The sequence below is a fragment of the Paenibacillus barengoltzii G22 genome, assembly GCF_000403375.2.
Classification (GTDB): Bacteria; Bacillota; Bacilli; order Paenibacillales; family Paenibacillaceae; genus Fontibacillus; species Fontibacillus barengoltzii.
In genome coordinates, this window is sequence record NZ_KE159653.1 from 120,422 (window position 1) to 147,064 (window position 26,643).

Annotated in this window: 25 protein-coding genes; 9 read left to right on the forward strand and 16 right to left on the reverse strand. The window is 53.5% G+C overall.

From position 1 onward, the window contains the following. Window positions 1-31: 31 nt before the first annotated feature. Entirely contained in the window at window positions 32-1,006 is a 975-nt protein-coding gene (gene gluQRS, locus C812_RS08870; protein ID WP_016312332.1) for a tRNA glutamyl-Q(34) synthetase GluQRS, read from the forward strand. A gap of 91 nt (window positions 1,007-1,097) precedes the next feature. On the opposite strand, the gene C812_RS08875 is transcribed toward gluQRS, so the two are convergent. The 3 genes from C812_RS08875 to C812_RS08885 form a co-directional block, all read right to left on the reverse strand. Continuing rightward, a complete protein-coding gene (locus tag C812_RS08875; protein ID WP_036624985.1) occupies window positions 1,098-1,469 on the reverse strand; it encodes a DnaJ family domain-containing protein in 372 nt (123 codons plus the stop codon). 146 nt (window positions 1,470-1,615) lie between these two features. Continuing rightward, window positions 1,616-2,425: an SDR family oxidoreductase gene (locus C812_RS08880; protein ID WP_016312334.1), complete on the reverse strand. Its 810-nt coding sequence runs from the start codon at window positions 2,423-2,425 to the stop codon at window positions 1,616-1,618. 141 nt (window positions 2,426-2,566) lie between these two features. Then, window positions 2,567-3,382: a hypothetical protein gene (locus C812_RS08885; protein ID WP_016312335.1), complete on the reverse strand. Its 816-nt coding sequence runs from the start codon at window positions 3,380-3,382 to the stop codon at window positions 2,567-2,569. Window positions 3,383-3,705: 323 nt separating this feature from the next. On the opposite strand from C812_RS08885, the gene C812_RS08890 reads away from it, so the two are divergent. Continuing rightward, a complete protein-coding gene (locus C812_RS08890) occupies window positions 3,706-3,945 on the forward strand; it encodes a hypothetical protein (protein ID WP_016312336.1) in 240 nt (79 codons plus the stop codon). A 105-nt stretch (window positions 3,946-4,050) separates the two neighbouring features. On the opposite strand, the gene C812_RS08895 is transcribed toward C812_RS08890, so the two are convergent. Beyond that, the gene (locus C812_RS08895; RefSeq protein WP_016312337.1) at window positions 4,051-5,271 is read right to left on the reverse strand and encodes an MFS transporter; all 1,221 of its coding nucleotides are present in this window, start codon (window positions 5,269-5,271) and stop codon (window positions 4,051-4,053) included. A gap of 240 nt (window positions 5,272-5,511) precedes the next feature. Between C812_RS08895 and C812_RS08900 the strand changes: the two genes are divergently transcribed. Beyond that, complete coding sequence (locus C812_RS08900; protein WP_016312338.1) at window positions 5,512-6,294, forward strand: alpha/beta hydrolase; 783 nt, start codon at window positions 5,512-5,514, stop codon at window positions 6,292-6,294. Between the two features lie 85 nt (window positions 6,295-6,379). Here C812_RS08900 and rsgA read toward each other — a convergent pair whose 3' ends face one another. The 3 genes from rsgA to C812_RS08915 all read right to left on the reverse strand — a co-directional run bounded on the left by rsgA (window position 6,380) and on the right by C812_RS08915 (window position 9,187). Then, a complete protein-coding gene (gene rsgA, locus C812_RS08905) occupies window positions 6,380-7,474 on the reverse strand; it encodes a ribosome small subunit-dependent GTPase A (RefSeq protein WP_016312339.1) in 1,095 nt (364 codons plus the stop codon). A gap of 435 nt (window positions 7,475-7,909) precedes the next feature. Beyond that, window positions 7,910-8,620 carry an HAD family hydrolase gene (locus tag C812_RS08910; protein WP_016312340.1) on the reverse strand — a complete coding sequence of 237 codons (711 nt, stop codon included), beginning with the start codon at window positions 8,618-8,620 and terminating at the stop codon, window positions 7,910-7,912. Window positions 8,621-8,719: 99 nt separating this feature from the next. Then, entirely contained in the window at window positions 8,720-9,187 is a 468-nt protein-coding gene (locus C812_RS08915; protein WP_016312341.1) for a DUF3939 domain-containing protein, read from the reverse strand. 218 nt (window positions 9,188-9,405) lie between these two features. Between C812_RS08915 and C812_RS08920 the strand changes: the two genes are divergently transcribed. Together C812_RS08920 and C812_RS08925 are read left to right on the forward strand one after the other, a co-directional pair. Next, window positions 9,406-10,398: a YpdA family putative bacillithiol disulfide reductase gene (locus tag C812_RS08920; protein ID WP_016312342.1), complete on the forward strand. Its 993-nt coding sequence runs from the start codon at window positions 9,406-9,408 to the stop codon at window positions 10,396-10,398. 31 nt (window positions 10,399-10,429) lie between these two features. Beyond that, window positions 10,430-10,882: a DUF441 domain-containing protein gene (locus C812_RS08925; protein ID WP_016312343.1), complete on the forward strand. Its 453-nt coding sequence runs from the start codon at window positions 10,430-10,432 to the stop codon at window positions 10,880-10,882. Window positions 10,883-11,457: 575 nt separating this feature from the next. Here the strand turns inward: C812_RS08925 and C812_RS08930 are convergent. Beyond that, window positions 11,458-13,230 carry an ABC transporter ATP-binding protein gene (locus C812_RS08930; protein ID WP_016312344.1) on the reverse strand — a complete coding sequence of 591 codons (1,773 nt, stop codon included), beginning with the start codon at window positions 13,228-13,230 and terminating at the stop codon, window positions 11,458-11,460. A gap of 27 nt (window positions 13,231-13,257) precedes the next feature. Continuing rightward, on the reverse strand, window positions 13,258-14,220 hold the full coding sequence (locus C812_RS08935) for a phosphotransferase family protein (RefSeq protein WP_016312345.1): 963 nt from the start codon (window positions 14,218-14,220) through the stop codon (window positions 13,258-13,260). A 148-nt stretch (window positions 14,221-14,368) separates the two neighbouring features. On the opposite strand from C812_RS08935, the gene C812_RS08940 reads away from it, so the two are divergent. Then, window positions 14,369-14,872, forward strand: coding sequence for a hypothetical protein (locus tag C812_RS08940; protein ID WP_016312346.1), 504 nt, complete (start codon window positions 14,369-14,371; stop codon window positions 14,870-14,872). 93 nt (window positions 14,873-14,965) lie between these two features. Here the strand turns inward: C812_RS08940 and C812_RS08945 are convergent, their stop codons facing one another. After that, window positions 14,966-15,265: a HesB/YadR/YfhF family protein gene (locus C812_RS08945; RefSeq protein ID WP_016312347.1), complete on the reverse strand. Its 300-nt coding sequence runs from the start codon at window positions 15,263-15,265 to the stop codon at window positions 14,966-14,968. 577 nt (window positions 15,266-15,842) lie between these two features. On the opposite strand from C812_RS08945, the gene C812_RS08950 reads away from it, so the two are divergent. Both C812_RS08950 and C812_RS08955 read left to right on the forward strand, forming a co-directional pair. Further along, window positions 15,843-17,600: an ABC transporter ATP-binding protein gene (locus C812_RS08950; protein ID WP_016312348.1), complete on the forward strand. Its 1,758-nt coding sequence runs from the start codon at window positions 15,843-15,845 to the stop codon at window positions 17,598-17,600. A 4-nt stretch (window positions 17,601-17,604) separates the two neighbouring features. Continuing rightward, the gene (locus tag C812_RS08955; RefSeq protein ID WP_016312349.1) at window positions 17,605-19,677 is read left to right on the forward strand and encodes an ABC transporter ATP-binding protein; all 2,073 of its coding nucleotides are present in this window, start codon (window positions 17,605-17,607) and stop codon (window positions 19,675-19,677) included. 50 nt (window positions 19,678-19,727) lie between these two features. Here the strand turns inward: C812_RS08955 and C812_RS08960 are convergent, their stop codons facing one another. From C812_RS08960 to C812_RS08975, 4 genes are all read right to left on the reverse strand, one after another. Continuing rightward, a complete protein-coding gene (locus C812_RS08960; RefSeq protein WP_016312350.1) occupies window positions 19,728-20,633 on the reverse strand; it encodes an S-layer homology domain-containing protein in 906 nt (301 codons plus the stop codon). A gap of 89 nt (window positions 20,634-20,722) precedes the next feature. Then, window positions 20,723-21,109, reverse strand: coding sequence for a PqqD family protein (locus tag C812_RS08965; RefSeq protein ID WP_244268298.1), 387 nt, complete (start codon window positions 21,107-21,109; stop codon window positions 20,723-20,725). Window positions 21,110-21,117: 8 nt separating this feature from the next. Next, on the reverse strand, window positions 21,118-23,031 hold the full coding sequence (locus tag C812_RS08970) for an OPT family oligopeptide transporter (RefSeq protein WP_016312352.1): 1,914 nt from the start codon (window positions 23,029-23,031) through the stop codon (window positions 21,118-21,120). A 135-nt stretch (window positions 23,032-23,166) separates the two neighbouring features. Further along, window positions 23,167-24,210 (reverse strand): CobW family GTP-binding protein, encoded by a 1,044-nt coding sequence (locus C812_RS08975; RefSeq protein WP_016312353.1) that lies wholly within the window; start codon window positions 24,208-24,210, stop codon window positions 23,167-23,169. 190 nt (window positions 24,211-24,400) lie between these two features. On the opposite strand from C812_RS08975, the gene C812_RS08980 reads away from it, so the two are divergent. Further along, window positions 24,401-24,913 (forward strand): MogA/MoaB family molybdenum cofactor biosynthesis protein, encoded by a 513-nt coding sequence (locus C812_RS08980; RefSeq protein WP_016312354.1) that lies wholly within the window; start codon window positions 24,401-24,403, stop codon window positions 24,911-24,913. A 77-nt stretch (window positions 24,914-24,990) separates the two neighbouring features. On the opposite strand, the gene C812_RS08985 is transcribed toward C812_RS08980, so the two are convergent. Further along, window positions 24,991-25,530: a hypothetical protein gene (locus C812_RS08985; RefSeq protein ID WP_016312355.1), complete on the reverse strand. Its 540-nt coding sequence runs from the start codon at window positions 25,528-25,530 to the stop codon at window positions 24,991-24,993. Between the two features lie 92 nt (window positions 25,531-25,622). Further along, window positions 25,623-26,621, reverse strand: coding sequence for an acrylyl-CoA reductase family protein (locus C812_RS08990; protein ID WP_016312356.1), 999 nt, complete (start codon window positions 26,619-26,621; stop codon window positions 25,623-25,625). Between the last annotated feature and the right edge of the window lie 22 nt (window positions 26,622-26,643).

The following is a 26,643-nucleotide window of genomic DNA, read 5'->3' on the forward strand; positions in this document are numbered from 1 at the left end:
TAAAAGTGAACAATCGAGGAAGTGAAGCATCATGAAACGCGGACGATTTGCACCTACGCCATCCGGCGACATGCACCTGGGTAACGCGAAAATCGCACTGCTCTCCTGGTTGCAAATGCGCGCAGCGGGAGGAACCTTCGTGCTGCGCATTGAAGATATCGACACCCAACGCTCCAAGCCGGCGATCACGGAACGGATTCTCGCCGATCTTCGCTGGTTGGGGTTAGACTGGGATGAAGGACCGGGCGCCTCGGAGGCGTCCGGTCCTTACCTGCAAAGCGAACGGACCGAGCTTTATGAGGAGGCGCTGGCCAAGCTGGACGCCGCTGGCCGGCTATACCCTTGCTTCTGCAGCCGGGCGGAGCTGCTTGCGGTGGCTGGGGCACCGCACGGCTTGTCCTCAGAAGGAGCCCCCTATCCCGGCACTTGCCGCGCCTTAAGCCCGGAGGAGCAGCAACGCCGAGCGCAGCACAAAGATCCGTCACTCCGATTTGCAATTGGTCCGGAGGAAATTCGCTTCGTCGACGGGATCGCCGGGCCGCAGGTCTTCCCTCCGGGCAGCGGCGGGGATTTTGTCGTGCGTCGGGCCGATCATATGTATTCTTATCAACTGGCGGTAACTGTAGATGATGCCCTGATGGGGATCACCGATGTGCTGCGCGGTGACGACTTGCTCGACTCCACGCCCCGCCAGCTCCATCTCTATACTGCGTTAGATTTGACGCCGCCGAAGTTCGCTCACGCCCCGCTTATCCTTGGCGAGGACGGACGGCGGTTGGCCAAACGCCATGGCGACTTGGGGCTACCAGCACTGCGCGCCGCCGGTACGAAGCCGGAGACGGTCATCGGCTGGCTTGCCTACATCAGCGGCTTAATCGAGCGCCCGGAAGCTGTAAAGGCCAACGAGTTGATTCCCAGCTTCCGAATGGACCGGATCTCACGGGAGCCGTTTGTGTTAAGTGAAGCCATGATACAGAAGCTGATGAGTGACACAGCTACTGCCTAGCTTACGCCCTAACTGGTGCGAGCCCTCTGCTCTGTCACCCTTCTCAGCTTCCCTCACACTGGTATTCTAGTGTTCAGCAGACTCCAGCTTCCTATTCCAGCTTCCGGCGGATGGCTTCTTCATACTGCCGGAACGCCGGATTCGCTGATAAACCGCGCTCACTCATGAGTAGATTAAGCCGCAGCTGCTGCTCCGTCAGCCGCTTCTTCAAAGCCTGCTTCTCCGGCCCGTCCTGGCAGGCGGCAAGCAAGTCGGCCAGTCGAACCATCTCCTGCTGCAGTTGAACTTCTTCGGGAACATACCCCGCATTTTTCATCAGCTTATAGGCCATTCGCAAATCCTCGGGAACCCCGGATAAGTCCTCCACCTTCAGCGGCTTACCTTTCCCAGGCAAATGATCAAACTCCCCGCGGGCCATCGCTTCTGCAATCTTCTGTTCCGCTAACCAGGACAGCATCTCCATCTCTCCTTAAGCTTTATCCTTCCAGTATCATACCACAGCTTCATCGGGATTCATTTACAGATGCCAATCTGATATCTTCAAAAAAAAACGCCTCCGCGATTGCGAAAGCGTTCATCTCATTGGATCGTTTCACTCTAGGTGAAACATTATAGCAGCGACTCCGCCCCATCGATTACAATTCGGGCTCCGGTAATATGGATGGACTCGTCCGAAGCCAAAAAGGCAACGAGATCCGCCACATTCTCCGGTTGGCCCGGGCCGTCTGCCAAGGGCTGTGAGCCCTTTGGATATTTAACCGGAATAACGATCTCCTGCAGCTCCTTGGTCTTCTCGGTTGAAGCATCGATGTTGGTAGCGATGGCGCCGGGGCTGATCGCATTTACGCGAATTTTGAATTGGGCCAGCTCCAAGGCCAGCATTTTCGCAAAAGCTACTTGTCCCGCTTTCGTCGTACTATAAGCCGACATCCCGAAGCCGGAGAATTTATCATTGCCGTTAATGGAACTGGTAATGATAATACTGCCGCCGCCCCGTTGTTTTAGGTAAGGAACGGTATATTTCACGGTCAGGAACGTGCCCGTCAAATTGATGTTCAGCGTCTTCTCCCAATCCTCAAAGCTCAGATCCTCGACGGGCGCCAGTTTGCCGTTGATGCCGGCATTCGCGAAGACGATGTCGATGCCGCCAAAATGCTCAGCAGCTTCGCGCACCGCCTGTTCGACCCGCGCCGGGTCCGCCACGTCGACATCAAACGCACGGGCTGCTCCCTCACGCATCGCATTGATTTCTCGCGCCGTCTGCTCCGTGCGTTCATCCAACAGATCGAACAGCGCGACCTTCGCCCCTTCGCTGGCCAGCTTCACTGCAGCCGCCTTGCCGATCCCGGAACCGGCTCCGGTGATAATCGCTGTTTTACCCTGGAACCGTTCGCGGTTCGTCGTCTGATTGCTTGTCATGGCTTCACACTCCTGAAGATGAAATGGGTTCATTCAGCGAAACTGATTACCTGCCACTATCCAGATTGCCCATTTCGGAGTGTTTTTTAGTCAAGGATGGCTGGTTTGGACCATGAAAAAACTTGGGTTCCCTCATCTCCCTCACTCCGCGTTATGCGGCTTACGAAACCACTTCAGCAAGATCTTCTGAAATTGCTGGCGGGGTGTAGGCGTCGCGATCATCCAATCCTCTTCGTCCTTTGCGCTGCATCGGATCAACCAATTGAACTGCGTATTGTTCATAAACTGCATTTGCTGAATCTCCCAGCGTCCGCCGCAATTCGCATAGAACCGAATATCCCCTTGCGCGAGTGGAGATTTCATACATTTGGCTAAGGCGATACTGCCTTCTTCATCATTCGTCATGTGTGCCAGGAGGGTGGCCAAGCGGTTCAGATCCAGCTCCCGGGCTTGACATAGCGCTGCGTCAAATTGTTTTCTGGACATCATTAAGGCGGGAAGCTCCCCCGGTGTACGCGAGTTCCACTTCATCCGACCGGCTAACAAAACGCTAAGTTGTTTCCCTTCGATGATTCGTTCTACGTATAAGCGGTTGAATTTCCCAGGCAGCCGTCTGAATCGGATAATCTGGTTGCCGGTGATATGCAGATATTCCTCAAAGGTTTGCTTTCCGCAAGTATAGGATAGCCGGCAAGCCTTGACGGCCGCAGATGCGGCGGTCAGGTCGTCTAAGACGTGCTGCGGCAAGCTGATCCGAGCTCCTTGGGTACCCAACACCTCATCCTTGCTGTTTAGCGTCTCACGCGTGCCTTCAGCGTCAGAATCTAGCATCTCCTGCAAAAAAACGTGAAAGGGATGCTCTGGATCCTGCCACGTTTGAATTCCTAACCGCTCTATCAAATTTAGCCATTCTTTCGCTTGAAGCACCACATTTTCCTTGCGGGAGGAATCTGTCATCAATTCTTCCACCTCCTACAGATTGGGCCTCGCTTCCGATGCAGTAATCATACCACTATTCAAATTGCCTGTGCTCGGAATTTTTTACCAATCTATTACAATGTACCCATAAAAATAGGAGGTGAAGCACAATTTTTCATAGAGCATGAAACTTTTTGATCTGCCTATCCGTAATACTGATGTAAGCGTGCCAAACCGAGACTTCCGTCCTGTTTCGTTCGCTGTCATTAAACATTAATCGAAATATCATCATTTTTTAAGCTTTTCTTAAGTTTTTCGATCTACAATGTTTAATATGAAACCACTGCATAGAGGTGATTCTAATGAAAATCCTGATCAACTTCCAAAATAATCTGGTTCCTGTTTATTTCAATGTCGATAGCAAGCAACCTGTACAGCGTACTTTGAAGCTGCTGACAAGCGCGCTCGAATACAAATACTATAATGGCAAGCAAGCTTTGAAGAAGTGCTTGAACTCCTTAATCAGCATTGAAATCGAAGGCTCTGAAGCGATTCTCCACAGCAAGAGCGAATATGATTCGCTTGCGCTCTCACTCTATTAATCTAGTTCTCGTTGCGACCGTATCGTTGAAGAAAGGCTCCGTACCTCAGCAGCTTGCTGATGGTACGGAGCCTTTCTTTTCTTCTTATGTTCTGTTTCGTTCCGACTACCCTCGCATCTTGGTACCTTCGCTTTCGGTCAAGCGGCGGTTTCCAAAGAGGGACTTGAATCGAAGCGTCATGGCCGTTACGGCTAAGATGGCCCCGTTCAGGACAAACACCACCGGAATGGAGATCCAGGACCCTAACGCCCCGCCGGCAATTGGTCCGAACATATTGCCAAGCTGAGCCGCGGATTGATTCAAGCTGAAAGCGCGGCCGCGGAAATCCGGTTTGGTCGACTGTACGATCAACGCGTTTAATGCCGGGAACACGGCAGCGAAGAACAAACCGTACACGAAGCGCAGAATTCCGAACCCCACCAACGAATGAAAGAAATGCTGCAAGATGTTGCCGACCCCGCCGCCGATCAATCCGATCATTAACGTGTTGTGGTAACCGATTCGCTGGCCAACTTTGCCCCAGAATGGTGCAGCGATAATTGTAGAAATACCTACCGCCGAAAAAATAATGCCCGAACTGAGTGAAGCATCGGAAGCCGAGGCGCCTAAATCCAACACATACAGCGAAAGCAACGGCTCAAGCACCATCACGGAAGAGGTGACGATCAGCACGACAAGCAGCTTGCCCATCAGCGGACGGTTAGCCGTCGCCTCCTTGAGATCATCCAGCACATGCGAACGCTCCCGGTTGCGGTCGAAGTTCTGTTCCTTTACGAAGATCAAGGCGATCAGAGCTGACACCAATACAACGGCACCTGACGCCAGAAACGCCTCTCGATAACCGATGAATTTGCTGAGGGAACCGCCCACCAGAGGTCCGATAATCCCTCCGGCTGCTCCGGCTGTCGACATCACTCCCAGCGAATAGCCAACATGCTTCTCCGGCGTATTGGTTGCAACCAGTGCAATCGCAGAAGGCACATATCCGGCCAAGAGCCCGGACAAGATGCGGACAGCGATCAACTGATAAGGATCTCGAACAAAGAAGTAAAGAACATACACCGCACTCAGCGCAAAGCCGGATCGCAGCAGCATCGGCTTCCGGCCGTACTTATCCGATAACGAGCCCCAATAGGGAGAGATCAACGCGCCGGCCAAAAACGTCACCCCAAATGCAATCCCCGACCAGAGAGTGAGATGCGTTGTTACTCCAAGATCATGAGCAATAAACAGAGACATGAATGGAATGACCATGGAGTACGCGGTGCTGCAAAAAAATACGCCAAGCCACAGCACGTACAGATTTCTTTTCCAGGGGAAATCCACTTCATCCACCCCCAGCGTTGTTATTCCCAACCCTGGAACTAACCCGTTTTTTTATTCTAGCACAATTTGTTGCCAACTGTTCGAAAGATTTCGAAGTTTAGATTTTCGAGAGCAAGAGGTTCGAGATATAATGGAAGGTGGATGAGCTTATTGTAATCATCTGTGTCCCATTCGGTAAGCGCTTACCAGGTTGTGATACCGAGATGGCATGAACATGAATCCAAAGGAGCTGGAGCATTTATGGCACTCTTTCAATGTCGTTTTTTCTCTGAAGTATTAGGACTAAGCACCTCCATGACGGTCATCCTGCCGGAACCTGCACAATCGCAAATCGGGATGTCCGCGCCGGCGATCGCCGGGCCTTATCCGACTCTCTACCTGCTGCACGGCATGTCGGACGATGACACAATCTGGCTGCGCCGCACCTCGATTGAACGTTATGTTTCGGGGATGGGGCTGGCCGTTGTAATGCCTCAGGTGGATTTGAGCTTCTATACGGATATGGCGTACGGCAACAACTATTGGACGTTCGTCAGCGAGGAGCTTCCCCGCCTCTGCCGGTCGTTCTTCCCGTTGTCCGAACGACGCGAGGACACCTTCGTTGCCGGGTTGTCGATGGGTGGTTACGGCGCCTTTAAGCTGGCATTGCGCAAGCCGGAGATGTTCTCTTATGCCGCCAGCCTGTCAGGGGCGCTGGATATCGCAAATCGCCGCCATGATCTCCCCCTGTTCCAGCGAATCTTCGGCGAATCCGGGCCTAAGGGCACGGACAACGATCTGCTGGCACTGCTGGACCCGCTCGCCAAGGCCATGCAGGAAGGAAAGCCGGTTCCTCAGCTGTACCAATGCTGCGGCACGGAAGATTTCCTGTACGAGGATAACCAAACGTTCCGCGATGCTTGCACCCGCGCCGGTCTGCCTCTCACCTATGAGGAAGGACCCGGTTCCCACGAGTGGGGCTATTGGGATGCGAAGATTCAGGACGTGTTGAAATGGCTGCCGCTTCAATCTAACAAAGCTTAAGCGAACAAGTAAACCTAACCGGCTGGGTGTAAGCCTCTCAGCCGGCTAGGTTTTTGTCAGCCCTTCGGATAGGAGTCGCGCTCCATTACTCCCATTCGTTCACGAAGCGCCGCCGTTGCTCGCCTTTGCCGCGCGGCTCCCGACGGCTCGATTTCCCTGACGATGCGGCGCGTACAGAGCGCTGGCGGGTTTGCTCCTTGGCTGCCTGAAACTTCAGCTCCCGCTGCGTTTTCAGATAATTCTCGAACCGTTTGCGCTCCAGTTGACCGTTTTGCAATGCTTCCCTGACCGCGCAGCCCGCCTCGCGTTTGTGCTGGCAATCGCTGAAACGGCATTGCTTCACCAGTTCCTCAATCTCTCCAAACGCCTCAGACCATCCGCCATCATCGTCCCATAGCTGCAGCTCACGCATCCCCGGCGTATCGATCATCACAGCACCTTGCGGCAGCACAAACAGCTCACGATGCGTTGTGGTATGCCTTCCCCGGCTGTCATCTTCCCGGATCGCCTGAGTTTTCTGAACGTCTTTCCCTGCCATCCAGTTCAAGATCGTCGACTTCCCCGCGCCCGATGATCCGGTAAGAGCCACCGTCACTCCCGGCTTCAGCAAATCATCCACTTGCTCCCGTCCCAGATCCTCCAAGGCACTGACCGCAATCACGGGCACCCCTGGCGCTATCGATTCCGCTTCGGCCACATAACGCTCCGGATCGTCGCATAAATCAGCTTTACTCAGCACAATGACTGGTGTAGCGCCGCTATTCCAAGCCATAATCACATACCGCTCCAGCCGGCGCAAATTATAATCCAGGTTCAGCGCAGCCACCAGAAATAGCAGGTCGACATTGGCTGCAACGACTTGTTCCGTCGGCACCGACCCGGCGGCACGTCGCGAGATGCGGCTGGTGCGCGGAAGCACACCATGGATCACGGCATCTCCGCCGCTATCACAAAGGAAGCGCACGGCAACCCAGTCTCCAACCGCCGGAAACTCGCTCCGTTCGCCTAATGCAAATTGAAGGCGACCGCTCATTTCTGCCCAACCTTCACCCCGCTCCGTTGCCACGCGATATTTGTGGCCATGGTCCGCGATGATCCGCCCCGGTGAGACCAGCTCTAACCCCATCTCGTGTAAAGCGTCCTCCCGCTCCGGGTTCCATCCAAGTTCATTTAAATTCAATCCAATTCCTCCAAGTCGATAAAATAGTTCATCTGAGTTCCGACACTGCCCCGTCTCCTTAGCCGCAAAAAAAAGACGCGGGATCCTCACCTCCCGCGTCTTCAGCCTGGGCACCTCGGCATGAAGCAACAACTACCCAGCGTCTCTTCTGAGGAGACGCTGTCCAGCAGTTCCATGCCTGTGCCCCATCTTCCCGCCGCCCCTATCGGGGAGTCGGCGGACGCAAAAAAGCCGCGGGACGTTCGAACGGTCCCGCGGCCTCGCGCTACCTGCTTCTTAATCCATCGATATTGATCATCGATTGGAAGTTACACGCAGCGCTTTATTTGTCCGCTAAGGAGACCGTATTTACACGAGTCACAAGTACATTCACCATAAATAACAGCCTCCTTCATCCTAATTTGTACTCATCATACGGGATCTTGGCAAGCTTTGTCAATCCATTTTTGTCCCGCATAACTCCTGGGTATATGGTTCCAATAACGCCGGGACTTCATCCAGCTCCTGAACCGTCCGCCATGGGGTCCCCCCTTCCAGCGACTCGTCCCATTCATGCTTGCGCTTCAGCCAAATGCCGCGAATCCCGGCCTGCGCCGCTCCCCAAATATCGTTGCGGGGATGATCGCCAACGATCACAGTCTCCTCCGCTTGTACCCCAAGCCGATCCAATGCCAACTGATAGATCCGAGGATCAGGCTTCTGGATGTCCACGTCCCCGGATACGATGATCGCATCAAAGTACGGACGCAGATGGATCAAATCGATTTTTTCGTGTTGCCGCTTGCTATGTCCGTTCGTGATAATCCCTAACCGGAGCTTCTGGTTACGGCAGTACCGCAGGGTCTCTTCCGCATAATCCATCGCTTTTGCATAGGTCATATAATGTTGGTTGTAGTAGGCTTTCAGTTCCTCCAAGCTCGTCTTATGACGCCAAGGCAACCAATCCAACAATTCCTGAAAAAAGCCTTCCTTCGGCCGATATCCATCGTTATCCCGTTCAATCATCTCCGCGATCAACGCTTCCCGCTGCGTCTCTTCCATTGGTACCAGGCACTCCTGCGTTAATTGAGCGGCGAAGCTGCGGAACATGTGATCTCGATCCATTAACGTATTATCCAGGTCAAACAGTATGGCTTTTAGCTGCAACCTTGTTCCCCACTTTCCCCCATATGTCTCTCTCTATTGTAAAACATCTGTCAAATAAATAGCGCACTTCCGGCTCACCAGAAATGCGCTTTTTCAGGTTTAGATCACTTGTTTGGGGCGATGGGTCAACAACATCTCCTGATCTGTTACGTACAGTGGGAACGGCGGCATCTCCTTCAAATAATGCTCTCGTACCAGCAGACGATAATCGACCTCCAACTGGCGAGAGTCCTCCAGCACCGGCAGCTTGCCTCGTTCCTCCACATAATGATCTACTGCAGCCTGCACCATATCTAGATAATAAGGAATGTCACGCTCTTCTTCCGGAAATATCTCATAGGTTTCTCTCGACAAGTAAAACCGTTGATCCGTCACACCGCCTAAATATCGTGACAGGCGTTTCATATCCAGACTTCCGTCTGGCAGCAGCAGCGACAACCGGTTGATTCCTTCCGGCATGTCGGCTTCATAACGCAGCACGGCGCGTCGAACTTCATCTAACGTAACCTTGATCGCCGTAGGAATTGTGACTTGTTTGGGCTTGCGTTTTTTAAACCAGGACAGCATGTTCGGCACCTCCTTCAACTTCAATCACCAAGGTAACCGCTTACACTATTAGTGTACTCCAATTCTCCTGCATTGAACCCCGTCCGCCAAAGATTTCATAGGATTGCCACATCCTTCCCACAACCTGCAGCGGATGGTTGGCAATTCTGCGTCATTTGCGGTAGGATGGAAGTGTTTTGAAAAATTCGTTTGAAGTGAATGTCTATGAGGAGGTTCCCATGCTGGATGTGATTATCATCGGAGCAGGGCCTTGCGGTCTATCGGCAGCCATCGAATGCCAGCGTCGCGGACTGCAGGTGCTTGTTCTAGAGAAACATTGTCTTGTCCATTCCATCTATTCTTATCCTACGTATATGCAGTTTTTCAGCACCGCTGAACTGCTGGAAATCGGAGATGTACCGTTTGCTTCGGCGAACGATAAACCTTACCGCCATGAGGCGCTGGCCTATTACCGCAAGGTTAGTGATCATTATAATGTGCCGGTGTTCGCTTATGAAGAAGCCACCGAAGTGGTGCGTCAGCCGGACGGCTCGTTTGTGGTTCGTTCAGAGAAACGCGGCGGTGAGAAGGCGGAATACCAAGCCCGTTATGTCATTATCTCGACAGGTTATTTCGATCACCCCAATATTTTAGGAATTCCAGGAGAAAATACCGACAAGGTGACGCATTACTTCCAAGAGGCGCATCCGTACACCGGTACGAAAGTAACGATCATCGGCGGCAGCAACTCCGCAGTAGATGCTGCGCTGGAGCTGGTACGCGTGAACGCTGAGGTTACTGTCGTGTATCGCGGGGAGGACTTGTCCGGAAACATCAAGCCTTGGGTACGGCCGCTGTTCGAGAGTGCCGTCAACAAAGGCAAGGTTGCTTTGCGCCTGAAATCCCGGGTGATCGAAATCCTGCCTGACCGCGTAATTATCGAAGGACCTGACGGGACTACGTCGGAATTGGCTAATGATTTTGTCTTGGCGTTAACCGGGTTCCGGCCTGATCGTAAGCTATTGTTCTCCGCCGGAGTTGAAATGGCCGGTGATATGGAGAAGCCGGTGTTCAATCCGGAGACGATGGAAACGAACGTGCCCGGCCTTTACGTTGCGGGAGTTATCGCTTCCGGACGTAACGCCAACGAGGTGTTTATCGAAACCGGTCGCGGTCACGGGAAGCTGATCGCTGAGCATATCATAGGGGCGAGAACCTCAAGCAACGTATAAAATAATTGGTATTCACCGCAGGAGGTGGATCATGCAACAAATTGATGTAACGGCCCTTCTGCTGTTGTTACTAGCCGCATTGGGCATTTTCAGCAGCAACATGCCGATTACCGTAGCAATGATTGTATTGCTGCTGCTTCGCGTGCTGCATTTGCACACAACCTTCCCCTGGCTGGAGAAATACGGCCTGACGCTCGGAATCATCATCCTCACCATCGGCGTGATGACCCCGGTCGCCAGCGGCAAAATCTCCATCCAGACGCTATGGGCCTCCTTCTTCCACTGGAAGTCCCTGCTCGCCATCGGCGTCGGCATGCTGGTCGCCTGGCTCGGCGGCCGCGGCGCGACCTTAATGGGCAATCAACCAACAGTCGTTGCCGGCCTGTTGATTGGCACCGTGCTGGGCGTCGCCTTCTTCCGCGGCGTCCCGGTCGGCCCGCTGATCGCCGCCGGCATTTTGTCGTTGGTGATTGGGAAGCTGTGAGGCGGGGGTGCAGTTAAAAAGGCTGAATTCTAAACGCTAGGTTTAGAGTTCAGCCTTTTTGTATGTTTTGCTGGCGCGGGTGAGCCTTGTTATTGGCGAGTCGGCACTCTAACGGAACCAGATGACCTTATTCCGCTATTTCCCGGCGATTTCCCAGCCTAACGGAACCAGCAGACGTTATTAGTGCATGTTGAGGATTATTGGGGGCACTTTGCTGCGAATAACGTCCGTACGTTCCGTTAGAGTGGGAATGAACCTCTTCGGACGCAAATAAGGTCTTTTAGTTCCGTTACAGGGTCAAACAGCGAATGTACGGCTTACCAATCTACTTTCAAACATACTCGGTCGGCCCATAGCGGAACTTTTTTCCTTTATTTCACCCGTTCGAACGATATCCGAGTAAATTGCGGTAAAATGTGTCTTTATTCCCCGGCCGTTACCGCAGAAACCGGCCTTCCGGCTGATCACCACGTGCATTAGCGGAACTTTTTTCCCTTATTTCACCTGACCTGGCCAGAAAGGCGCGTAATAGCGCCCTTTTATGGCCTTATCCGGAGAGTGGGCAACCCAACCGCTCACCCCAGCTCCACACTCTCCGCCGGGCTAAGGTGCTGGATGTTGTACAGCTGTGCGTACACGCCATCCGGGATCGCCATCAGCTCGTCGTGGGTGCCGCGCTCGACGATTTCGCCGTTCTTCAGCACGAAGATCTGATCGGCGTGGGTGATCGTCGACAGTCGGTGCGCCACGATCAGCGTCGTGCGGGCGCGCGAGAGCTGCTGCAGCGACTGCTGGATCAGGTGCTCCGACTCCAGGTCGAGCGCGGACGTCGCCTCATCGAGCACGAGGATTGGCGGGTCCTTCAAGAAGACGCGGGCGATGGCGATCCGCTGCTTCTGCCCGCCGGACAGCTTGACGCCGCGCTCCCCGACCTCGGTGTCGTAGCCCTGCGGCAGCTGCATGATGAAATCATGCGCGTTCGCCGCGCGGGCTGCCTCGATCACCTCGTCCTCGGTGGCGTCCGGCCGGCCGAACAAAATGTTATCGCGCACGCTGCCGCTAAACAGGAAATTGTCCTGCAGCACCATGCCGATCCGGCTGCGCAAGCTTTCCATCGTCCACTCGCGGACGTCCCGGCCGCCCACCGTCAGCGTCCCCCGCTGCACGTCATAGAACCGCGGGATCAACCCAACCAGCGACGATTTCCCGCCCCCGCTCATACCAACGAAGGCAACGGTTTGGCCGGGATTGACTTCGAGCGAGATGTTTTTGAGCACCCATTCGCCGTCTTCCCGATACTTGAACCACACATCCCGGAACATCACGCCATAGCTGCCCTGCGGTAGAACCTTCGCATCCGGCGCGTCGGTCATATCGTAGGGCTCCTCCATCAGCTCAAGCACCCGCTCCCACGAAGCCGAAGCTTGTGTTAATGTGGTTGAGGAGTTAATTAACCTCCTTAACGGTGCATATAGCCGATCGAGATAACCAAAAAAGGCGACAAACGTCCCCAGCGTCAAATCGCCGTGAATCACCTGATACCCGCCGTACCCAATCACCAGCAGCGGCGCGATATCGGTCAGCGTATTGATCACGGCGAACGTCCAAGCGTTCCAGCGGCTGTGGGCTAACGCTTTTTGCAGAAACCGACCGTTCGTCCCTTCAAACCGCTTCCGATCATGACGTTCCAAGGCAAAGCTGCGGATGACGGAGATGCCCTGAATCCGCTCATGTAAATATGCCTGGATCCCAGCGAGCGCCGCCGAACGGTCTTTGGTCAGCTTTTTCAAACGCTTGTACAGCACTTTCACCGCGATCGCGTACAACGGGAAGATCGCAATGGCCACCAGCGTCAGCCACGGGTTCAAATAGAACATAAATCCCAGCACGAACACCAGCGTAAACATGTCCAGCCACACGTTCATCATGCCGACTTCGACGATGTTCTTGGTCTGCTCAGCATCGTTGATGAAGCGGGAGATAATTTCCCCCACCTTCGTATTTTGGTAGTATCGCAGAGACAACCGCTGCAAATGGGCGTACAGCTTGTTGCGCAGATCAAACAAGATCCGAGCCGTGATCAGCTGAGCAAAATACTGCCGTGCATATTCCACCGGACCGCGCACGATCACAAATAGGAACAGCGTAGCCCCCAGTACGATCATCAGCTGCGACACCTTCTGCTCCAGCGCCATTGCTCCGTTCAGTAAAATATCGTCCACGACGTATTTCTGCACCAGCGGCAGCAAGGATGGGATGCCAAACTTCAACATCCCTATAAACAAGGTAAGTAGAATCCATTTCGTATAAGGCCTAACGAACGTCAAATAGGCTTTCCAATGTTTCAATTTGTTAGCACATCCTCTGTTGATTTCTTAGCGTTCGGCGGCGTAAGTATCCAGCTTCCGAACCAGTCGCTCCGCATATTCATCCAACCGGCGGGCGAGAAGCTCCGGCGTTAACCCGTTCAGTCCCAAATCCGGCCACCCTTGATACACTTCGGGCGGACCTGGCAGCACTTCGATCAGGGATAGCATATCCCAATAGGGATCGTTTACGTCGCACCTCACCCGCCGGGCATAAGCAAGATAGTGATCCAAAAAAGTATCCGCCGCCTCCACCCCATACATCTGTACGAGATTCAACCGACAGTGGCCTGTATCAATCCCGGCCGGCCCCATGCACGCGTTCACCCAATCGACGACACCGCTGACCTGACCCTCTCGCCACAATACGTTAGCCGGGTGATAATCGCGATGAATGAATTGCGACATGTACGTTGGCACAGGTCCTTGCACGCGGTTAATCATTTTCCGCCATGCTTCAGGAACACGGGACCACTGGGGCACCGTCAATCGGGATACCTCATTATAGGTAAAATAGTTCCACCGGATTGGCGAAGCTTCCACCGCGTGGATCTCCGCTAACATCCGGGCGAGCCCGTCCAGCCAATCCAATCGATCTGCCGGGTTCAGCACCACTTGACCGGTCAGATAAGACATCAGCACAGACGGCACGCCGCAAGCGCTGCCGTCAGGATCACAGGCAAGCGCTTGCGGCGACGGTAGACCCGCTGCACTAGCCGTCTGCAACGCCGCTGTCTCGTGCAACGCGAGCTCCGGCTCTTCCCGCAGCCACTCCCGATTGGTAAATTGTCTAAGCACGACTTCGTGGCAGGTATCTCCTTGGGTTATTTTCACCCCATAAACCACCGATGAAGTGCCGCCCTCCAAAGACACCGCCGAGATCACTTTGGCGCCTTGCCCCGTCTGTTCCTCGATCCAACGCTGCGTTTGCGGGGATAGCCCAAGAGCTTCTCGCTCTATGTTAGATGTCATTCGCTATTTCCTCCTTCCCGTATAAAAGCCGATTTTCGCGCGGCAAAGCTGAATTTATCAACTGGTTATGGTATACTCCTTAATAAATTGAGTTGTCGTAAGTTAATTAAGGCAGCAATGAGTTACAGGCCGTTTTAGGAGGATGACCATGTCACGCCGATTTGTGATCGAAGCCGTGATGGTGGCGATATATGGTGAATTGCTGGTGCCGAGTGCGCCTGTGGAATATATTGTACCTTACAACACCGTCATGGAGCTTTATGAATTTCAAAATAGTCCCGAGCCGCTGATGAACGACCCCGTCGATGATATGCACGTGAAGCAGAAAATCAGCGAATTGATCGCCTACCTTGAAGAACCGCTGAATCGCAAGAAGCTGGAGCGGGCACTCACGATTCCTTGGGCTAAGAGTCCTTCGATCTTATTCGGTGATCATGTCACCTGGACCGTGGTGAACGCGGTGGACAACGAACAATACGGAGAGTTCCTTGATCCGATCGAAACGGAAATCGTACTGACCGCCCATCGGGAGAACGTGCCGGTCCTGACCGATCAGCTGGAGTTAATCCGGCGGATTATTGAAGCCGAGGTGCCAGTACAAGTATATGATATCGGCGATTTTGAATTTGCGATGGAAGACAGCATTATTTGACGATTGACGGGTCCTCTCCCGTCCGTCTGAAACTTCAAAGGAAAAGGCCCGTCGATGAACGGGCCTTTTGGTTCTTGCGCTTATTGCCATGGATTAATTCGATGCCGCAACCTCATATTCATATTCGATGTCACCCAACTGCTGATCATAGGTCACGTTGAGATGATACCCATCGAGATACCACATATCCTGCTCTTCCATGTAGAACGTTATCCCCTCGACTTCGGCTTTGATCCCCGGGGATACAGGTTGATCCACGTCGATTCCTAGCGAGAAGCCCGGATGCAGCTTGCCTCCCGCACTATAGCGTGCAAAGAAGCGGATTGCCTGACCTTCCTGTAGTCCCAGTTCCTGCTTAAACCATGCTACAGCTTCGTTGCTCACATGAATCATGATCGTTTCTCCTCCTCTATCTATCCAACCTTCTTGGTGCTTCAAGTGAAACTACAACGGTATAAATAATTTCATACCGTCTTCCCTTTTATTGTAGTCGATACCGAGCCAAAAGCCAAACCTTTGTTCGACGAAGTTCCGAAGTTTTGCATAGTTACTGAGAAAATTAATGTTTGACATCTTCTTTTGTGCGATGCTAAAATCGGGAACATACGAGATCGCATTCAATTAATTACCATTCAAGAAAGGGTGAAGCACGGTGTTTAAAGTGAATCTAGTGTCTATGTATCTTTCTGCGCATCACAGTACACAACTAAATACCGGAGCAACCCCTGCAGGATTGGTTCATCTCATGCGATAACCGCCCCTTTGGCTTCATTTCTGGTTATTAGGGTAAACGTGATATCATACACGCTGAGGTTGCTTATCATAAGTAACGGACGCGACATATGTTATGGTTTTAAGGCATATCGTTTTCGGACGATATGCCTTTTTGCGGTTTTTGGCAGGTTTCGGACACTTGTAGAGGTTGTCCCGCAGGTATGGCAATCGGGAATTCAAAGGAGGAAACCCCACTATGTTTTCGGTTTTAAAAAATTTGGGTTGGTTTTTCAAACGGGAAAAAAGGCGGTACATCATCGGCTTGTTCCTGCTCATCTTTGTGGGCATCGTGGAACTTGCCCCGCCGCGGCTGCTTGGCAGCGCCATCGATGAAATCGTGGCCGGCACGGTCACTTGGGCATCATTAACACAATATATTTTACTCATTATCGGCGTACTGATCTTCATTTATCTCATTACGTACATATGGATGCATTCCCTGTTCGGGGGCTCGAACCTGGTCGAGCGGCTGCTTCGCACTCGGTTTATGAGCCATTTGCTGCGGATGACGCCGCCGTTCTTCGAGCGGAGCCGCACCGGCGACCTGATGGCCCGGGCGACCAACGATTTGCGGTCGGTGGCCACCACCGCCGGTTTCGGGATGCTGACGCTGACCGACTCGACGGCATACCTCACGGTCATCTTCCTGGCCATGAGCACGCTGATCAGTTGGAAGCTGACGTTAGCGGCAATCATCCCCCTCCCTTTTATCGCCCTGGCGATGAAAATTTACGGGAAAATCATCCATGAGCGATATACCTTGGCTCAGGATGCCTTCGGGGACATGAACGACCAGGTATTGGAGTCTGTCGCCGGGATCCGGGTTATTCGCGCCTATGTCCAGGAGCGTAATGATGAGAAGCGTTTCGCAGAGATCACGGATGACGTGTATAAGAAAAACTTGGCAGTAGCTAAAGTTGACGCTTATTTCGAACCTACGATCCGCTTATGTGTTGGACTCAGCTATGCCATCGGGCTCACGTACGGCATTTATCTTGTCTTTCAAAATGAACTGACGCTGGGCGATCTCGTAACCTTTAATATGTACCTCGGCATGATGATTTGGCCGATGTTTGCAATCGGCGAACTGATTAACATCATGCAGCGTGGCGGCGCTTCGCTGGACCGCGTTAACGAAACGTTAAACGTAAAGCCGGACGTCGAGGACGTTCCGAACCCGGTTCCGGTGGAAAGACCGGAAACGATCGAGTTCAAAGATGTGACCTTCCGTTATCCGACGTCAACGATCAATAATCTCGAGCATATCAACTTAACGATTAAGCGCGGTGAGACGCTGGGCATCGTCGGCCGGACCGGCAGCGGGAAGTCCACCCTGCTCAAGCAATTGCTGCATGAATATCCGGTGGGCAGCGGCGAGCTGACCATCTCCGGCGTGCCGATTCAGCAAATCGCCTTGAAACGCCTGCACAGCTGGATCGGTTATGTGCCGCAAGAGCAAATCCTATTCTCCAAGACGGTACGGCAAAATATCCAGTTCGGCTACCCCGGTGCGTCCGACGAGAAAATTATGGAGGCGATCCGCACCGCAGCCTTCGACCAAGATCTCGGGACCCTCTCTGACGGGCTGGATACACTGGTCGGCGAGAAAGGCGTCGCCCTCTCCGGCGGCCAGAAGCAGCGGGTCTCCCTGGCGCGGGCGTTTATCGCCGATCCGGAGCTGTTGATTCTCGACGATGCCCTCTCCGCGGTGGATGCCCGGACCGAGGCGCGGATCATCGAGAACATCCGCAGCAAGCGCGCCGGCAAAACGACGCTGATCTCCACGCACCGCCTGTCCGCCATCGAACACGCAGATTGGATCGTCGTGCTGGAGAAAGGCAAAATTATCGAAGAAGGTACCCATGATATGCTGCTGCAGTTAGGCGGCTGGTACCGTGAACAATACGAACGTCAACAGGTCGAATCGAACCTGACTGACGGGGAGGTGTCTTAAAGCGATGCACACCCATACGGGAAAAGCACTTTTCAAATACGCCTTAACGGCGAAAAAAACATTTATCCTCGCGCTCGTCATGCTGGCGATTGGGGTCGCGGCCGAACTGGCCGGCCCATTTATCGCCCGTACGATGATCGACGATCATATGCTGGCAATCGAGCAGCCGTTTTACGAAACGACGGTCAAAGACAAATATACCGCCACGTACGATGGCCGCAACTTTAAGCGCGGCGACCGCTTTGCCGAAGGTGAAGCCAAAGGTAACGAGGTCCGCGTATTGCAGGTTGGTAAAAGCTTCGTCTTCGTGGAAGCGGCCATCCCAGACGTCTCCGGCGACCGCAGCTTTAAAGACGGCGTCCTGACCCTCACCCGGAAGGACGGCGCAAGCACGCAATATCCAGCGCAACAACTTAGCGCGTCTGGTCTGTTTGCTTTTTACAAGCCGGAGGTTCCTGGCATTCTGTCGCTGATCGTCTGGTATTTCGTATTCCTAGCTGTTGCCATTGTGATGGAATTTGGTAAAACCTACTGGCTGCAATCCTCAGCCAACCAAGTCATCCGCAAGCTGCGCATGGACGTCTACGCCCATATTCAGCGGCTGCCGGTGCATTTTTTCGATAATCTGCCTGCCGGGAAAGTGGTCTCCCGCGTCACCAACGACACGGAGGCGGTGAAGGAATTGTTTATCGCCGTGCTGGCCAACTTCTTCTCCGGTGTGATTAACATGCTGGGCGTGTACGTCGCCTTGTTTATTCTGGACGTGAGATTGGGACTCATCTGCTTATTCGTCGTTCCGATCATTTATCTGTGGATCGTTTTCTACCGTAAATTCGCGACGAAATATAACACGATTATCCGCTCGCGGTTGAGTGAAATTAACGCCATCATCAATGAATCGATTCAGGGGATGTCGATCATCCGAATCTTCCGCCGTGAAGAGCAAACGAGGGAAGAGTTCGAGAACCTAAACAGTGATTACATGAAGCACCAGAACAAGATGCTAAACTTAAATGCCTTCACTTCGCATAACTTGGTGAATGTCCTGCGGAACGTAGCATTTGCGACCGTACTCTGGTATTTCGGTGCAGCGCAGCTTGGCGGATCCAGCGTCATATCGCTTGGCGTACTGTATGCCTTCGTTGACGTGCTTGGACGATTGTTCCAACCGATCACCGGGATGGTGAACCAGCTGGCCGCGCTGGATTCCTCAATGGTTTCCGCCGGCCGGGTGTTCGCGCTGATGGACGAACCGGGTGAGCCCGTCATAGACGGTTCGATGCCGCGCTACAAAGGCAATGTTGAGTTCAAAGACGTCTCATTCGCTTACAAGAAAGACTATGTGTTGAAAAATATTTCCTTTGAGGCGAAGCAAGGCCAGACGGTTGCTTTGGTCGGACATACCGGCTCCGGTAAAAGCTCGATCATCAACCTGCTCTTCCGGTTCTACGATCCGCAGAAAGGCACGATCACCATCGACGGCACACCCGTCACGGAGCTGCCGAAGCAATGGATTCGCCAGCATATGGGGATTGTTCTCCAGGATCCATACCTGTTCACCGGGACGATCCTGTCGAACGTCACATTAGGTGACGAACGCATCTCTCGCGAGAAGGCGGAGAAAGCGCTAATCGACGTTGGCGCGGACCGGATCTTGGCTCACTTGCCGAAGGGTCTGGACGAACCGGTCGTGGAAAAAGGCAGCACGCTGTCCGCCGGCGAACGTCAGCTGATCTCCTTCGCACGGGCATTGGCCTTTGACCCGGCAATCCTCATTCTCGATGAGGCGACGGCCAACATTGATACGGAAACCGAAGCGTTGATTCAATCCGCGCTGGAGGTACTAAAACGAGGCCGGACGACGTTCATCATCGCCCACCGTTTGTCAACGATCCGCAGTGCCGATCAGATCCTCGTATTGCACCGTGGTGAAATCGTCGAGCGCGGCACGCACGAAGAGCTGCTGGCCCTCGGCGGACGGTACTATCAGATGTACCGGCTGCAATCGGGAGCTGTCGAAGCACCGGCCGCCCTCGGTGCCGGTCCTGCCGTCTCTCCGGTAGCAAATCCGAGTTAAACACAAAACAACCGTTCCTAAAATGTAGGAACGGTTGTTGTTTTTTGTCGTTATTCGGACAAACGCTTAATTTCTACCTGGTACTCGCTGGATACGAACGTCTCTGCTTTCGTATCGGTAATGACTTGAATATAATTCATATCCGGTTCAGGGGATTGCAGCTCATAGTAAACCGTAGCGGTTTTCCCGGAGAACTCAACTTTCGAAACGCGAATGCCATAACCCGGATTCGGTTGTTGGGCCCGGGTCAAGACGACCTTATTGATTTGGTCATTCACTTTCTCGACTTCAAAGCTCACCTGATCCTGCACGTTTTGCTCCGCTTCCTTATGTTTGCCTACGAATTCCGCAGCATTGTGAACGAGCCGTGCTGCTTCAATCCGTGTAATCGCTTGTTTTGGGTGAAACTTCCTTTGCTCGTCCAGACTTGCGATCTTCATCAGTAACAAGGTCTGAATGCTGTTCGCATAATCCGGATTCATTTGGTCGGCATCGGCGACCTCAATAAACATTTTAATGGTCGGGTAATTTCCCGTAACATTAATGGCTTGCATCAGTAGATCTGCGAAGGCTTCTCGGCTCAGCTGGCTATTTGGCGCAAAATCCTTCGGCAACTTGATGCCGTTATCCTCTGCAATCCGCAGCGAGTCTGCGTACCATTCGGTATGACCCGAAGGTGGCAGTGCGCCTTCAGCTTTCGGCTTGAGTTCCAGTGCCTTTACAATCATATGAATACCTTGCGCACCGGTCAGCTTGCCGAGCGGAACGAAATGGTCTTTCGTGATCCCTTGAATGATCCCTTTCTGTTGCAGCTCTTCCGTCAGCTTCGCGTCCTGTCCTTGCACATCGCTGAAGGCGGACACGGAGGAAGCCAGGAGCAGCGAACTGGTCATCATCAGGCTGGCAGCCAGTTTCATTTTGCGGTAATTTTTCGATTTTAGATTTGCTTTCTTCATGTCTTTATCACCTCTGCCCTCCTAGACGGCCTGTCCACCAGAAAGGTTGCACTTCTTCCCCCTTTTTAAGACTAACAATAGGCTCACGCTTACCCAGGCCGCACCTTCTGCCGTTCGTCCGCCCAGCGAAGCCAGCCGTTTGCTTCCAAGATCTCAATAAACTTGCTGAGCCTCGGAAGGAGCGGTTCTGCGGCTTCCCCAAATCTCAACTTGATCACTTCAGCGATCTCATCTACCGTATGCGTACCGTCGCAGCGGGTGATGACCTCGCTCCCGAGTTCGTCAAGGTGCACATGAATGACCGGCGGTTGTTTCAGAAAACGAATCGATTGTCGCTCCAGCCAACTGCGACGCGGCAATAACAGTTCGGCTCGACCATCCTTACCTATCGCCACCTTCAGATGCGGCAGCAAGCAAGGTATCATCTCCAACAGGTTTAGTTCTGGCGCTTTCGTCGGGCGTTGATTTTTTCTCATTGCTAGCATTACCCCCTCTTCGCTTCGGTGATGCCGTCCTTACTGCGCAAGGAGATGAAACCGAGCAGGAACGTCACAATTAGGAAGATCAAGAGCGGCAGCACATTGTTGGTTATCGCAACGTTGGATGGAATTGAAATGCCTGACCAGATCAAGATCGCAATGACGACGCCAATCAGCGATTCTCCTGCGATCAGACCCGAAGCCAGCAAGGTTCCGGTTTCCACACGGTTTTTCAGTAGCGATTCGTTCTTGCGAGAGAAGAATTCAACAAGCCATCGCACGATACCACCCACCATAATCGGCGTACTGATATGCACCGGCAAATAAATGCCGACAGCCACCGTGAGCGAGTTTAAGCCTAAAAATTCAAACACGACCGCGGAGGCCGCCCCGATAAAGATCAAGTCCCAAGGCAGGTCCTCCGACATAATGCCTTCTACAATCAGTCGCATCAACACCGATTTTGGCGCGGAGAGTTGCTCTGAGCCAAGGCCGTACGTCGAATTCAGGACGTTTAAAATAAATCCTATCACCAGCCCCGACACCAGCACCCCGATCATCATCGCCACCTGTTGCTTCCAAGGCGTTCCGCCCACCAGATATCCGGTCTTGAGATCCTGCGATATATCGCCGGCTACGGCCAGAGCGACGCAGACGATGGCACCGACGGTAAGCGACGTGACCATCCCGGTCATCCCGGATAACCCGGTGAGCTTGTAGAGGAAAGTGACGATCAGCAGCGTCGCAATCGTCATCCCCGACACCGGTGAGGAGGAGCTGCCTACCAGCCCGACGATCCGCGAAGCAACGGTGACGAACAGGAATCCAAACAAAGCGATGGCAATCGCGCCAAGGATGCCAACGTTCGTAATCGGATCAAACGCCAGCAATACAATCAACACGGCGATCATCGCAAACACCCAGCCGCCGGGGATGTCCCGGTTGGTGCGGTCGATCGTCGTCTTCTCGTTGGATGCGGAGCGCTGCATCAGACCGTTCAGCGTGGAACGCAAGGAGCCAATCAGCATCGGAAGCGTTTTGACGAGCGTAATCAAGCCGCCGGCGGCAACCGCCCCTGCGCCGATATAGCGAATGTAATCGCCCCAGATCCCCCAGGCATCAAGTTCGGCGATGGGGGTCAGTGAAGGCGCAACCGCTGCCGCCGAGCCAGCGCCAAAGAATCCAATCATCGGGATCAGCACCAGCCAGGCCAATATCCCGCCGGCCAGCATTTGGCCTGCAATCCGCGGGCCAATAATATAGCCAACACCCAGCAGCGCGGGATACGTATCCATCCCAATGACGGCGTTTCGAAAACGAAAGATCGTGGTTTCGATCTCCGTCTTAAATAACATGAAGCCGTCACCTAACGCTTTTACCAGGCCTCCAACGCCAAAGCCTAGTGAAACCATGCGGGCGCTGCGGCCGCCGGTCTCTCCGGAGACCAGCACCTCGGCACAGGCCGTCCCTTCCGGATAAGGCAGCGTTTCATGCTCATTGACAATCAACAGCCGTCTTAACGGAACCATCATGGCTACGCCTAGAAACCCGCCGATCAACACAACAAAGCTGATCATTTGCTGGCTGGGATTCAATTCCCACATATACAACGCCGGGAGGGTGAAGATGGCCCCCGCCGCTACTGCCTCACCGGCGGTTGTCATCGTCTGCACGACGTTGTTTTCCAGGATCGATTTACGTCGGAACAGCCCTCTGAGCACCGCTAAGGAAATCACCGCCGCTGGTATCGAAGCGCTGACGGTCAGACCGATTTTCAGCCCAAGATAGGCATTCGCCGCGGCAAACACGACGGCCAAAACAATCCCCAACACGACAGCAACCGCCGTCAGCTCCGGTAAGGAGCGCTTCGCTGATACATAAGGGATGAACTTCGCCGCGTTTTTTGATTTTCCATTCATGTGAATCTCTCCCTCTTCAAGAAAAAAGCAGTTTTAGATTGCCCAGGGGAGAATTATTTTAATCGACACTATAAAAGAAGAAAACCGCGATAGACTCGCGGTTCTCTTCATTTGCCTGAACTAACGTTTGTTATTTCATTCCGATGCGTTGTGCTCCAGAGCGCGCAATCGCTGCGCCAGCTCCTGCTTGTCGAAGTGCTCTCCGATAAACACGGCCACGTCAGGGACATCCCCTTGCGGCGTAATTTTCAGGTAATCCGCTTCCCGGTACGCATATTGGAACAGGAAGCGGCTGGCGGTATCGGTAAATCGCAGAACCCCTTTGCCGCGATACACTTCCCGAGGCAGCTCAGCAATAAAACGCTCAAAATCCTCACTGTCCACGGGTCCGTCAAAATAGTGCGTATAGACGGTCACGTGCTCATGCGATGCGTGAGGATGGGCATGATCATGATTGTGATCGTGATGATGCGCTTCTTGATGATCATGGTGATGATCATCCCCCTCGTGATGATGAGGGTGATGATCGTGGATGTGACCCTCATCATCATGAGTAGGGTCATGAGTTTGGGAGTGTGCCCATAATGACGACACCTCCACATCACATTTCACCGCTGGGATGATCTGAGCGTAAGGATTCATGCGGCGAAGAAACGCGGTCATTTCCTGCTGGCGATTCGGCTCCAGCAAGTCGATTTTATTCAGGATTAATACGGACCCGCAGCGGATTTGCTCCACCATCAGCCGGTAGGTTTTCCCCTGCTGGGATGCGTACAGCTCAGCCAGATGGGCTGCATCCACCACCGTCACCATCGGCTTGATGTCCAGTTTGAGATAGAGCGACACTTCCGTCACGGCATCAAAGATTTCCATCGGATTGCCTGCGCCCGTCGCCTCGATCACGATCAGATCCGGCTTCTCCCCTTCGATCAATTCCGCCATCTGTACGCTTAAGTCACCGCGAATCGTGCAGCAAATACAGCCGCCCAGCATCTCTGCCATCGGCACTTCGTTGGAAACCAGCAATCCATCGAGATTCACGTCTCCGATTTCGTTCATGATCACGGCCGGACGAAGCCCCTGCTCCTGCCAATAACTGATCAGCCGCTGGAGCAGCGTCGTTTTGCCGCTTCCTAAAAATCCGGACAATATGTAAACGGGGGTCACGCTGTTTCCCACCTTAACAACCTCCTGCCATCGGGATATAAGGATAAATTCATTCGAATGCGAGTGTACACCAACCGCCCCGCACATGCAACTCCATTTCCTTTCCCTGCCTGAAGCTCCACTCCGGTACAAGCTCACGCTCCTAGCTCGTCAAACATGATACAATGGAATTAACCTCCAAAGAAAGGAAGAAGCGAACACGATGAGATCCGTTGATGAACACCGGATGGAAGCGCCGGATGAAGTATCTTGTTTCGTCATTACCGTCTCTGATACACGGACGGAAGAAACCGATACCAGCGGCCGGTTGATCCAAGATCTGCTTCGGCAGAACGGGTATCATATAGCCCGCTATGTGATCGTGAAGGACGAATATGACGGTATCCGCCAGTTGCTGCGGGAAGCCGCTTCCGACCCTGCGATCGAAGCGGTTCTGCTGAGTGGCGGCACCGGCATCGCGCCGCGGGATACGACGTTTGAGGCGGTGCGCAGCCTTCTCAACAAAGAGATGCCCGGGTTTGGGGAAATTTTCCGTTACCTCAGCTTTACGGAAGATATCGGTTCGGCCGCCATCCTCAGCCGTGCAATCGCCGGAACGATCGGCAATACGGCGGTCTTCTCCATGCCCGGTTCCCAGGGCGCGGTGAAGCTGGCGATGGAACGGATTATCCTTCCCGAGCTGCGTCACGTCATGCGTGAAATTTATAAGAAATAAAACGCAAAAAACCAACCGCTCTCCATCCCTAAAACGAAGGGAAGCGGTTGGTTTTTGTATGAGCTCATGCTTTGTCATTACTTCGATCGATTATTCATTTGCGCCAGCAATTTATCAAATATCGTCTGAATCTCTTCTCGGTATGGACTATCCTTCTGCGCGCTGGACGAGTAAACCAAGGCAGCATTGTCCTTCACCGAGATGACCGCAGCCTGGCTGGAGACCGACTGGGCGGAGACTGCCTTCTTGCCATCACCAGTTCCATAAATTTCGGAAATTTCGCGAATCCGATCCTGTTCGCTCGGAAATACGTGTACGATTATAAAATGCCGCGCATCCCCGTTAATAAAATAACTGTAGCTAAAATTCCCGTCCAGCCCTTCGGCATAGGTTTCATGGGTCAGTTTGATCCCACGCTTCGCACATTCCGCTTTCAATGCTTGCAGCAGTGCTGTGTTCAGCGTCTTTCCGGTCGTTAATTGGCGTTCGTTCCCTTGCCGATAGCTTTGCATGCTATATTTGTTCATCTCTTCCTTGGCTACCCGTTGCACATTCCCGCATCCTACGGTTAAAGAGAGCGCCAAGGCGATTCCCAATCCAACCTTCCACCATCTCATTGGTATCCCATCCTTTATCCTAAGCTAAGCCAGCTTCGGCCGATGGTGTTAGGTTGTCTCAAGATTCCCCAATTTATACCATGGATTCCGTTTCAGTTGATGCAGGAGATGACTTGGCGCCCGATGGCTTCCCCGGCCAGTACGGTACGAAGCGCCTCCGGCAGCTTCTCCAGCGGATATTCGGTGATGCCACCAGCCAGCACCGACTCCGGCTTCCACGGTCCGGCCAGAAGCTGCCACAGCTCATGCCGCAACGGTGCCGGACAAAATACAGAATCGATCCCCAGCAAATTCACCCCGCGTAAAATAAAGGGGTACACGTTCGTTTCGATCCCGCTGCCGCCGGTTAATCCCGATAAGGCAATCGAGCCGCCATAGCGTACCGACTTCAGCAGGTCGGCCGTCATCGCTCCTCCCACCGGGTCAACGATGGCCGCCCAACGCTCTTTGCCAAGCGCACCTTTGGCGTCCGAAGCCGCCTCCTCTCGGGAGAGGACCTCTGCGGCGCCAAAGGCTGCCAGCTTCTCCCGCGCCTGCGGCTTCCCAGTGACCGCGGTGACGGTGAAACCGAGCCGGCTGAAGATCGCCACGGCCATGCTGCCCACGCCGCCGGTGGCTCCGAGGACGAGCACCGGCCCTTGTCCGGTCGCCAGCCCATTGTCAAGCAGGCGCCGGACAGACAATGCTGCCGTAAACCCTGCCGTTCCGATCGCCATCGCGTCGCGGAACGAAAGGCCCTCCGGCAGCGGCACCAGCCAGTCGCCCGGCACACGGGCGACTTCGGCGAATCCTCCCGCGTGCGTTACACCCAGCCCGTAACCGGTGCACAGCACCCGGTCCCCGGGCTTCCACCGTGCATCGCGGGAGGCCGTTACCTCCCCGGCCAGATCAATGCCGGGGATAAAGGGATAGGTTTTAACGATTTTCCCTTCGGGGATACTTGCCAATCCGTCTTTATAGTTAACGCTGGAATAATGAACCTTGACAGTAACATCAGCGTCAGGAAGCGCCGAGAGGTCAAGCTGTTCAACCCCTGACCGAAACCCGGACTCGTCCTGGTGTACACGAAATGCTCGAAAGGATGAAATCATCCCCTCACTCTCCTTCCATTTG

Excerpts from the sequence above, each read along its gene's own strand:
- C812_RS08960 (WP_016312350.1), bottom strand. The coding sequence starts at position 20,633 with ATGAAGAAAGCAAATCTAAAATCGAAAAATTACCGCAAAATGAAACTG.
- C812_RS08980 (WP_016312354.1), top strand. The coding sequence starts at position 24,401 with ATGAGATCCGTTGATGAACACCGGATGGAAGCGCCGGATGAAGTATCT.
- C812_RS08950 (WP_016312348.1), top strand. The coding sequence starts at position 15,843 with ATGTTTTCGGTTTTAAAAAATTTGGGTTGGTTTTTCAAACGGGAAAAA.
- C812_RS08940 (WP_016312346.1), top strand. The coding sequence starts at position 14,369 with ATGTCACGCCGATTTGTGATCGAAGCCGTGATGGTGGCGATATATGGT.
- C812_RS08985 (WP_016312355.1), bottom strand. The coding sequence starts at position 25,530 with ATGAGATGGTGGAAGGTTGGATTGGGAATCGCCTTGGCGCTCTCTTTA.
- C812_RS08965 (WP_244268298.1), bottom strand. The coding sequence starts at position 21,109 with ATGAGAAAAAATCAACGCCCGACGAAAGCGCCAGAACTAAACCTGTTG.
- C812_RS08890 (WP_016312336.1), top strand. The coding sequence starts at position 3,706 with ATGAAAATCCTGATCAACTTCCAAAATAATCTGGTTCCTGTTTATTTC.
- C812_RS08920 (WP_016312342.1), top strand. The coding sequence starts at position 9,406 with ATGCTGGATGTGATTATCATCGGAGCAGGGCCTTGCGGTCTATCGGCA.
- C812_RS08925 (WP_016312343.1), top strand. The coding sequence starts at position 10,430 with ATGCAACAAATTGATGTAACGGCCCTTCTGCTGTTGTTACTAGCCGCA.
- C812_RS08885 (WP_016312335.1), bottom strand. The coding sequence starts at position 3,382 with ATGACAGATTCCTCCCGCAAGGAAAATGTGGTGCTTCAAGCGAAAGAA.
- C812_RS08970 (WP_016312352.1), bottom strand. The coding sequence starts at position 23,031 with ATGAATGGAAAATCAAAAAACGCGGCGAAGTTCATCCCTTATGTATCA.
- C812_RS08990 (WP_016312356.1), bottom strand. The coding sequence starts at position 26,621 with ATGATTTCATCCTTTCGAGCATTTCGTGTACACCAGGACGAGTCCGGG.
- C812_RS08955 (WP_016312349.1), top strand. The coding sequence starts at position 17,605 with ATGCACACCCATACGGGAAAAGCACTTTTCAAATACGCCTTAACGGCG.
- C812_RS08915 (WP_016312341.1), bottom strand. The coding sequence starts at position 9,187 with ATGCTGTCCTGGTTTAAAAAACGCAAGCCCAAACAAGTCACAATTCCT.
- C812_RS08935 (WP_016312345.1), bottom strand. The coding sequence starts at position 14,220 with ATGACATCTAACATAGAGCGAGAAGCTCTTGGGCTATCCCCGCAAACG.
- C812_RS08875 (WP_036624985.1), bottom strand. The coding sequence starts at position 1,469 with ATGGAGATGCTGTCCTGGTTAGCGGAACAGAAGATTGCAGAAGCGATG.
- C812_RS08880 (WP_016312334.1), bottom strand. The coding sequence starts at position 2,425 with ATGACAAGCAATCAGACGACGAACCGCGAACGGTTCCAGGGTAAAACA.
- C812_RS08900 (WP_016312338.1), top strand. The coding sequence starts at position 5,512 with ATGGCACTCTTTCAATGTCGTTTTTTCTCTGAAGTATTAGGACTAAGC.
- C812_RS08945 (WP_016312347.1), bottom strand. The coding sequence starts at position 15,265 with ATGATTCATGTGAGCAACGAAGCTGTAGCATGGTTTAAGCAGGAACTG.
- gluQRS (WP_016312332.1), top strand. The coding sequence starts at position 32 with ATGAAACGCGGACGATTTGCACCTACGCCATCCGGCGACATGCACCTG.